The organism is Mycobacterium scrofulaceum, from assembly GCF_002086735.1.
Lineage (GTDB): Bacteria > Actinomycetota > Actinomycetes > Mycobacteriales > Mycobacteriaceae > Mycobacterium > Mycobacterium scrofulaceum.
Genome location: NZ_MVIJ01000049.1, coordinates 26,623 through 34,519, shown reverse-complemented (window position 1 = coordinate 34,519; position 7,897 = coordinate 26,623). Strand labels below are relative to the sequence as shown.

Genomic DNA, 7,897 nt, shown 5'->3' with positions numbered 1-7,897 from the left:
ATCCACTGGGCGTACGCGCGCATTTCCGGTGAGGCAACGACCCACCCTTTCGCGCGCATTTCTGACGAGTCAACGCGGTCGGTGGCCCGACGTAGCATCCGAACATGCGTTCGATTGATGCTTACCGTATGGACGCCCTGCTTGATCGGTTCGAGGCGGCGCAAGATCTGCTCATTGCGTCCATCGATTCGCTGACGCCTATTGAGCTCGTCGCCGCCCTGGACAGGTACGCGTTTTCGTTGGGACGGCTCGATGCGCTCCTCTATGAGTTTTCCAGCCCGTTTGGGCGGCCGGTTGGGCGGCGCGGATGACTTTCACGGACCGTGAGCAGATCCAGGCCGATGCCGAGGCGTTGTGCGCTGCGGCTGCGCGTTTTCAGGGTCATTCGTATGCGGCGCTGACCACTCCGGAACGGTTGGGGTTGTTGGAGACGCTCGAAGGTGTCACGCGCAAGCTGCAGACGCCGAGTCATCAGCTCATCAATCAGCTTGGTGAGCAGGCGGATCCGGCCGAGTTGGGCGGCAAGCTGTCCTGGGCGTTGGCTGATCGGCTGCACATCACTCGCGGCGGGGCCAGCCGGCGTATCGCTGAGGCCGCCGAGCTGGGCCCGCGCCGGGCGCTCTCGGGGGAGGCGCTGGCGCCGGTGCTGCCCGCCACCGCGGCGGCCCAGCGCGACGGGGCGATCGGCGCCGAGCACGTGGCGGTGATCCGGCGGCTGTTCCGCCAGCTGCCGGAATCGGTCGACATCGATACCCGTGAGCACGCCGAGAAGCACCTGGCGGCCGAGGCCCGGCGCTATCGCCCCGACCAACTCGTCAAGCTCGCCCGCCACCTGATGGACTGCCTCAATCCCGACGGCAACTACACCGATGCCGACCGGGCACGGGCGCGCGGGCTGGTGCTAAGCAACCAAGACAGCGACGGCATGTCGAAGCTGAGCGGGTGGCTAACGCCCGAGGCGCGCGCGACGTGGGAGGCGGTGCTGGCCAAGCTCGCCGCGCCCGGGATGTGCAACCCCGACGACGAGGCGCCGGTCATCGACGGCGCCCCGCCCGACGACGCCGTGCAGCGGGACAGCCGCAGCCCGGCCCAGCGCAATCACGATGGCCTCAACGCCGCCCTGCGCGCGATGCTGGCCAGCGGCGACCTCGGCCGGCACAACGGATTGCCGGCATCCATCGTGGTGACGACCACGTTGACCGAGCTGGAAGCCGCCGCGGGTAAGGGCTTTACCGGCGGGGGCACCATCTTGCCGATGTCCGACGTGATCCGCCTGGCCCGCCACGCGCATCACTACCTGGCCGTCTTCGACAACGCCAAACCGGTGGCGCTGTATCACGCCAAGCGACTGGCCTCACCCGGGCAACGAATCATGTTGTACGCAAAGGATCGTGGTTGTTCCCATCCCGGTTGTGATGTGCCCGGCTACTTATGCGAAGTCCACCACGTCGAAGGCTGGGCCAGCACCTACCGCACCGACATCGATCAGCTCACCCTGGCCTGCGGACCGCATCACCGGCTTCTCGAGAAGGGCTGGACCACCCGAAAACGCGCCAACGGCGACACCGACTGGATCCCGCCACCGCACCACGATCGCGGGCAGCCACGCACCAACAATTTTCACCACCCCGAAAAAATCCTGGCCCAAGAAGACGACGACGAAGACCACGAAGACCACGAAGACCACGAAGACCACGAAGACCACGAAGACCACGAAGACGGCAACGAGGCGGGGGCGGCTTAGCCCGAAGCCCCGCCGGGCTTGGGCGCCGCCGAGCCGACCGCATCGCTGAGTGAGGCGAACCCCCCCTCGCGCAGCCGGCGCGCGATGCCGTCGTGAATCCGCTTGGGCCACAAGCCTCCTCCGTAGATGAAGCCGGTATAGCCCTGCAGCAGCGACGCGCCCGCGGTGATCCGCTCCCAGGCGTCGTCGGCCGTTTCGATGCCGCCGACGCTGATCAGCACCAGCCGATCACCCACCCGGGCATAGAGCCGGCGCAACACCTCGGTGGCGCGCCGCGCCACCGGCGGCCCGGAGATGCCGCCGGGTCCCAGCGCGTCGACCCCGGGCGTCTTCAGGCCGTCACGCGACACGGTGGTGTTGGTGGCGACGATCCCGGCCAGGCCCAGCTCGGCGGCCAGGTCGGCGACGTCGTCGAGGTCGGTGTCGGATAGGTCGGGCGCGATCTTCACCAGCACCGGTGTGGAGGTGACGGCGGCCTCGGCGAGGACGGCCGACAAGATGGGCCGCAGCGACTCGACGGCCTGCAGGTCGCGCAGCCCGGGCGTGTTCGGCGAGCTGACGTTGACCACCAGGTAGGACGCCAGCGGACCGACCAGTCGGGCGCTGGCCCGGTAGTCGTCGACGGCGTCCGCGGCCGGCGTGGTTTTGGTCTTGCCGATGTTCACCCCGATCGGGATGTCGGGTCGGTGCCGCGCCAGCTGCACCGCCAGCGCGCCCGCCCCGAGGTTGTTGAAGCCCATCCGGTTCAGCAACGCGCGGTCGGCGGGCAGCCGGAACATCCGCGGGAGCGGGTTGCCGGGCTGCGCGTTCGCGGTGACGGTCCCCACCTCGGCGTACCCGAACCCCAGGGCGCCCCAGGTCATCAACCCCTTGCCGTCCTTGTCGAACCCGGCGGCCAGCCCGAGCGGACCCGGGAAACGCACCCCGAACACCGAGCTGGCCAGCGCCGGATCGCTGGGGCCGAGCAGCCGGTGCAGCAGCCGCCGTTTGAAGCCGAGCACGGTGGCGCCGCGTAGCACCGCGAACACGATTGTGTGGATGCGCTCGGGCGGCACCAAGAAGAACAGCCGTCGCAGGAGGCCGTACAACAGACCTTCGGGCGGTGGGGTTGCCGTCACAGTTGTGGCTGGTCGGGCTGCCGGTTGTCCAGGCGAGACTTCTTGCGGCGCAACAACACTCGTCTGCTGCCGTCGGTGTACAGCCGCACCCGGGTCAGCTCCCAGCCGCGGTATTCGGCCTCGATGGACAGCCGGATGGACGCGCTCACGCGGGTCACCTCGGGCGGCAGGCGTAGCGGCACCCACTCGTATTCGTCGGACAATTCGGTGTCCCAGCCGGCGGGCAACTGACTTCGGCGTGACGCGGTCAACGCGGACCCGCCGCGTGTTCGATGACCTGGACCCCCGCACCGGACCCCGACACCACGTACAACGTGTCTGACGCTTCGTCGAAGGCCAGTGAGTTCGGTTGCTGCACGGTCGGGTAACGCACCTTTTCGACGGGAATTCCGGTGGACAGATCGTAACCAATAACCATATTGGAAGCGGTCTGGGTTACCCAGCTCAACCCGCGGGAGCCGGCCAGGCCGTATGGCGCCTGGTGCACCGGATAGGCCTGGCGCAGGATCAGCGGGTCGACGCCGTACACCAGCAGCTGGCCGCCCCGGGTGTCGGCGACCAGTATCCGGCCCCACGGGTCCGCGACCATGGTCGTCGCGCCTTCGCCCGCCCGCAGCGCCTGCCGGGCCTGACCGTCGGGGCCGATCGCGGTCACCGAGGTCTGCCCCCGGTCCAGGACTGCCGTCGTATTGCCCTGCGTGGCAAGCACATCCACGCGCGCGAAGATCTTGCTCCGGCTGTCGACGGTCGCGCCGGCGACGGCGCCGGGTGTCGTCGAGCCAAGGGTGTAGACGGACCCGTCTGCGCTGCCCAGCACCAGCTTGCCGTCGGCGCGTTGGGCGACCGCGGTGAAGTCCGTCTGCTGCGCGTCGGTGACGTTCACCCGTCCCGGGTGGCCACCGGGCAGGTCGACCACGAAATACCCGCCCCGGGTGGCCAGGAAGAGCGTGCCGCGGCCGTCGTCGCTCAACGCCGTCGCGGGCCCGGGAAGGCCGATGACGCGCGGCGCGGCGCTCGGGTCGCCGAAGACGGTGACGCTGGCCGGAGCCGACGGGTCGGCTCCGGGCGCCAGCACCGCCAACTGGTGCGTGCCACCGTCGAAGGCCGCCGCGGCCGCGTGGACGGGGAGGGGAAGCACCCGGCCGGCCGGGTGCTGCGACACCGGGGGAGACACGGCCGCCGCGGCCGGTTCGATGGTGGGCGGGGCGGATTTGAATGTATTCGACGAACATCCCGCGACCGCGCCCAGCAAAAGCACGAGGCTGAGCACAGCACGATGAGCTGTCGGTTGGTAACGCTTCTGCCGTGACAGCAATTATTTTCCTTCGCGTAACGACGGTGGGCTTCCCAATCTAAGGAACGCCTTCGCATCCAATATCGCCATGTCGCCCACATCAAGTCCCACGGGCGAGGTATCGTCGGCTCATGGCCGTCATCGCTGACCGGCATATCGCTGAGAAGGAGTTTGCTGTCGAGGACTTCTCGACAGGGATCTTCGCCAGTGGTTACGGACAAGTCGGAGATGGGCGCAGTTTCTCCTTCCACATCGAGCACCGCTCGCTCGTCGTGGAGATTTACCGGCCGCGCCTCGCCGGCCCGGTTCCCCAGGCCGAAGAGGTGGTCGCCACCGCGGTCCGCAGCCTGGTCGACATCGACCTCACCGACGAACGCAGCCTGATCGCCGCGGTTCGCGACTCGGTGGCGCACGCGGTGCCGGTCTCGCACTAGTCACCGTGCGGCACGCGCTGGTCAATAACCCAAGCCCGCACCGGGTACGGTCGTGGTCGTGGTCGTGGTCAAGTTCGAGGGCAAGTTCGAGGTCACGTTCGAGGTCACGTTCGAGGGCAAGGTCGTGGTTGCCCCAACGTCTCGGACGTCCCGGTCGGGCGCCGCGGCATGACGGTCATCTTGTTGCGCCACGGTCGGTCCAGCTCGAACACCGCCGGTGTCCTGGCCGGCCGGTCGGAGGGCGTCGACCTGGACGACAAGGGCCGCGACCAGGCCGCCGGGCTGATCGACCGCATCGGTGACCTGCCCGTCCGGGCGCTGATCAGCTCGCCGCTGCTGCGCTGCCGGCGCACCGTCGAGCCGCTCGCCGAGGCGCTGTGCCTGGAGCCGTTGATCGACGATCGGCTCGCCGAGGTGGACTACGGGGAGTGGACCGGCCGCAAGCTCGCCGAACTGGCGGGTGAGCCGCTATGGCGGGTCGTGCAGGCCCACCCGAGTGCGGCGGTGTTCCCCGGCGGGGAGGGGCTGGCGCAGGTGCAGGCCCGCGCCGTGGCCGCGGTCCGGGAGCACGATCGACGACTGGCCCTCGAACACGAGGGGGACGTGCTCTGGGTGGCCTGCACGCACGGCGATGTCATCAAGGCGGTCGTCGCCGACGCGTATGGGATGCATCTGGATTCCTTCCAGCGGGTCACCGCCGACCCGGCGTCGGTGAGTGTGATTCGCTACACCGAGCTGCGCCCGTTCGTGGTGCACGTCAACCACACGGGCGCGAAGTTGGCGGCGGCGCTGCGGGCCGGCTCGCCGCCCCCGGGCGAGTCGCAGGACGGGTCGAAGGACAAGGCGAAGGCGAACAAGGACGGCGAGTCCCCGGCGGCCGCAATGGAACAGCCGGCCGCGGCCGTGTCGTCGGGCGACGCGGTGGTCGGCGGCTCGACGGATTAATTCCGCTGTTGCGGGGCAATCGAATCGCACGGCGAAGGCAACAGCCGGTATTTTGGAGGTGCCATGCCCCGCGCAATCCACGTCTTCCGCACACCCGACCGCTTCGTGGCCGGGACCGTCGGCCAGCCCGGAAACCGCACCTTCTACATCCAGGCGGTGCACGATTCCCGGGTGGTGTCGGTGGTGCTGGAGAAGCAGCAGGTGGCGGTGCTGGCCGAACGCATCGGTGCGCTGCTGCTCGAGGTGAATCGCAGGTTCGGCACGCCGGTTCCCCCGGAACCCGCTGAGGTCGAGGATCTCAGCCCGCTCATCACCCCGGTCGACGCCGAGTTTCGGGTCGGCACCATGGGGCTGGGCTGGGATTCGGAGGCGCAGACCGTGGTGGTCGAGCTGCTCGCGGTCACCGATGCCGAATTCGACGCATCGGTAGTTCTCGACGACACCGAAGAAGGTCCCGACGCGGTGCGGGTGTTCTTGACGCCGGAGTCGGCGCGGCAGTTCGCGACCCGCTCCAATCGCGTCATCTCAGCGGGGCGCCCGCCGTGCCCGCTGTGCGACGAACCGTTGGATCCCGAGGGCCATATCTGCGCGCGCGCCAACGGTTATCGGCGCAGCGCGCTGCTCGGGCCTGACGATGAACTTGAGGGCTGACGACCGTGAGGTGTTGCGGAACGGCGAGCTGACCGTCCTCGGACGCATCCGCTCAGCCAGCAACGCCACCTTCCTGTGCGAGTCCGCGCTCGGCGAAACGACCGTGCACTGCGTCTACAAGCCGATCTCCGGTGAGGCGCCGCTGTGGGACTTTCCCGACGGAACGCTGGCCGGCCGCGAACGGGCGGCGTATCTGGTCTCGATGCAGTTGGGCTGGAACATCGTGCCCTACACGGTGATTCGGCACGGCCCGGCCGGCCCGGGCATGCTGCAGCTTTGGGTGGACCAACCGGGCGACGCGGCCGACTCCGAACCGAGGCCCGGCCCCGACCTGGTCGACCTGTTTCCCGCCAACCAGCCGCAGCCGGGTTACCTGCCGGTGCTGCGGGCCTACGACTACGCCGGCGACGAGGTCGTGTTGATGCACGCCGACGACATCCGGCTTAGGCGGATGGCGGTCTTCGACGTGCTGGTCAACAACGCCGACCGCAAGGGCGGCCATGTCCTGCGCGACGTAGAGGGCCACATCTACGGTGTCGACCACGGGGTGTGCCTGCATGTCGAAAACAAACTGCGCACGGTGCTGTGGGGCTGGGCGGGCAAGCCCGTCGACGAGAAGATGCTGGAGGCGGTGGCCGGGCTCACCGAGGCGCTCGACGGCCCTTTTTGCGACGAGCTGTCCGACCTGATCACGCGGGCGGAGATCGCGGCGCTGCGCCGGCGCGCGCTCGCGCTGCTGAACGATCCGGTGATGCCGGGACCGAACCGGCACCGGCCCATTCCCTGGCCGGCCTTCTAGGGCCCGGCATCCTGAGGCGATCGCCGGCGCGGCGTAGCCGGGGACGGCCGGTCGCCGCCATGGGTTCGAGCTCCGCGCACGCGTCGGAGATACTGGACCGGTGAGCCAGGGCCCGGACGAGCTGACCGATGCGGAACTGGCCGCAGAACTCGCCGCGGACGCGGGGGAATTGCTGCTGAAGGTGCGCGACGAGATCGGCTTCGGTTATCCGTGGGCGCTGGGTGACGCCGGCGACAGCCTGGCCAACGAGCTGATCCTGCGGCGGCTGCGCGCCGAGCGGCCCGACGACGCGGTGCTCAGCGAGGAAGCCTACGACGACCTGGTCCGGCTCAAGCGCGACCGGGTATGGATCATCGACCCCCTGGACGGCACCCGCGAGTTCTCCACGCCGGGGCGCGACGACTGGGCGGTGCACATCGCGCTGTGGCAACGTCCCACCGGCGACCCCACCAACGGCCAGCGGGAGATCACCGACGCCGCGGTGTCGCTGCCGGCCCGCGGAAACGCGGTGTACCGCACCGACACCGTGACCGCCGACGCCGCCCGCGTCGGCATCCCCCACACGCTCCGGATCGCCGTCAGCGCCACCCGGCCGCCCTTCGTGTTGCATCGCATGCGCCAGTCGCTGGCGATCCAGCCGGTCGCCATCGGCTCGGCGGGCGCCAAGGCGATGGCCATCATCGACGGCGAAGTGGACGCCTATCTGCACGCGGGCGGCCAGTGGGAATGGGACTCGGCGGCGCCGGCCGGGGTGGTGATGGCCGCGGGCATGCACGCCTCCCGGCTGGACGGCTCGCCGATGCGCTACAACCAGTCCGATCCGTACCTGCCGGACTTCGTCATGTGCCGCGCAGAGGTCGCGCCGATCCTGCTCGCGGCCATCCGCGACGCGTGGCGCTGAGCCGGCGCGTT

Annotated in this window: 10 protein-coding genes; 7 read left to right on the top strand and 3 right to left on the bottom strand. The window is 69.3% G+C overall.

Annotated elements, in window-relative coordinates:
• Positions 1-104: 104 nt before the first annotated feature.
• Both BST44_RS23780 and BST44_RS23775 read left to right on the top strand, forming a co-directional pair.
• Positions 105-311 carry a hypothetical protein gene (locus BST44_RS23780; RefSeq protein WP_142274670.1) on the top strand — a complete coding sequence of 69 codons (207 nt, stop codon included), beginning with the start codon at positions 105-107 and terminating at the stop codon, positions 309-311.
• On the top strand, positions 308-1,744 hold the full coding sequence (locus BST44_RS23775; protein WP_083179504.1) for an HNH endonuclease signature motif containing protein: 1,437 nt from the start codon (positions 308-310) through the stop codon (positions 1,742-1,744). The genes BST44_RS23780 and BST44_RS23775 overlap by 4 nt, the downstream gene beginning before the upstream one ends.
• Here BST44_RS23775 and BST44_RS23770 read toward each other — a convergent pair.
• The 3 genes from BST44_RS23770 to BST44_RS23760 are packed head-to-tail and all read right to left on the bottom strand — an operon-like array spanning position 1,741 to position 4,132.
• The gene (locus tag BST44_RS23770) at positions 1,741-2,832 is read right to left on the bottom strand and encodes a quinone-dependent dihydroorotate dehydrogenase (RefSeq protein ID WP_167380250.1); all 1,092 of its coding nucleotides are present in this window, start codon (positions 2,830-2,832) and stop codon (positions 1,741-1,743) included. The two genes, BST44_RS23775 and BST44_RS23770, sit on opposite strands and share 4 nt — an antisense overlap.
• Before the next feature lie 26 nt (positions 2,833-2,858).
• A complete protein-coding gene (locus tag BST44_RS23765; RefSeq protein WP_083179503.1) occupies positions 2,859-3,113 on the bottom strand; it encodes a DUF5703 family protein in 255 nt (84 codons plus the stop codon).
• On the bottom strand, positions 3,110-4,132 hold the full coding sequence (locus BST44_RS23760; RefSeq protein ID WP_083179502.1) for a YncE family protein: 1,023 nt from the start codon (positions 4,130-4,132) through the stop codon (positions 3,110-3,112). Before BST44_RS23760 ends, BST44_RS23765 begins: the two co-directional genes overlap by 4 nt.
• A 155-nt stretch (positions 4,133-4,287) precedes the next feature.
• Between BST44_RS23760 and BST44_RS23755 the strand changes: the two genes are divergently transcribed.
• The 5 genes from BST44_RS23755 (at position 4,288) to BST44_RS23735 (ending at position 7,886) form a co-directional block, all read left to right on the top strand.
• Positions 4,288-4,590, top strand: a complete 303-nt coding sequence (locus BST44_RS23755; RefSeq protein ID WP_007170407.1) for a hypothetical protein — start codon at positions 4,288-4,290, stop codon at positions 4,588-4,590.
• 168 nt (positions 4,591-4,758) lie between these two features.
• Positions 4,759-5,535, top strand: a complete 777-nt coding sequence (locus BST44_RS23750) for a histidine phosphatase family protein (protein WP_083179501.1) — start codon at positions 4,759-4,761, stop codon at positions 5,533-5,535.
• Positions 5,536-5,598: 63 nt separating this feature from the next.
• Positions 5,599-6,186, top strand: coding sequence for a DUF3090 domain-containing protein (locus BST44_RS23745; RefSeq protein WP_007170405.1), 588 nt, complete (start codon positions 5,599-5,601; stop codon positions 6,184-6,186).
• Positions 6,170-6,985, top strand: coding sequence for an SCO1664 family protein (locus BST44_RS23740; protein ID WP_083179500.1), 816 nt, complete (start codon positions 6,170-6,172; stop codon positions 6,983-6,985). The genes BST44_RS23745 and BST44_RS23740 overlap by 17 nt, the downstream gene beginning before the upstream one ends.
• Positions 6,986-7,085: 100 nt before the next feature.
• Complete coding sequence (locus tag BST44_RS23735) at positions 7,086-7,886, top strand: 3'(2'),5'-bisphosphate nucleotidase CysQ (protein WP_083179499.1); 801 nt, start codon at positions 7,086-7,088, stop codon at positions 7,884-7,886.
• Positions 7,887-7,897 lie beyond the last annotated feature (11 nt).